The sequence below is a fragment of the Vibrio sp. 1978 genome, from assembly GCF_033344345.1.
Genome location: NZ_JAWPOP010000751.1, coordinates 1 through 589 on the forward strand (window position 1 = coordinate 1; position 589 = coordinate 589).

Sequence of the window (589 nt, forward strand, 5' to 3'; positions counted from 1 at the left end):
CGGCATTAAAGGAGGCGTATGCAAATGCGCGATACAATCAGGGTGTTGAGTGAAGATAGCGTTCTTTGCCACCAGCTCTGCCGCATCATCGATTACGGATTTAAGTGGTGCATTTTTGTTGTCTAGGTCAACCGCGTTGATCGCATCTTCTAACGCTTTAGGCTCCATACCTGAGTATGGTGCGTTAACTTGTTCAAACACTGACTTCATTGCAGAAGTTGTGTGATTCATTACTGATGCAAACTCAGCACTGCCTAGTTCACCGGTATGGATGAAGTGCTTTTTCCACTCTTCTTGTGGTGCAGCTTCAACGTGGCTACCGCCTGCGGCGATGATCGCTTCTTCAAGCACACGTAATGCGAAGTCAATCTGTTCGAATGAAATGATAAGTGGTGGAAGGAAGCGAATAACAGAACCTTCGCGGCCGCCTTTTTCAACCATCAAACCACGCTCAAGCGCAGCACGTTGAATCACTAGGGTCAACTGACCGTCAGCAAGTGGTTCACCAAACTTGTTAAGCTCGCCGTTAGGATTCTTGATTTCAACGCCTAGCATCAAGCCTTTGCCACGAACTTCAGCAATACAGTTA

General features: G+C 47.2%; 1 protein-coding gene. It reads right to left on the minus strand.

Going from position 1 to position 589, the window contains the following annotated elements; translation table 11 throughout:
* On the minus strand, window positions 1-589 hold a 589-nt coding region (locus tag R8N49_RS28910), incomplete at both ends, for an aminotransferase class III-fold pyridoxal phosphate-dependent enzyme (RefSeq protein WP_318190673.1).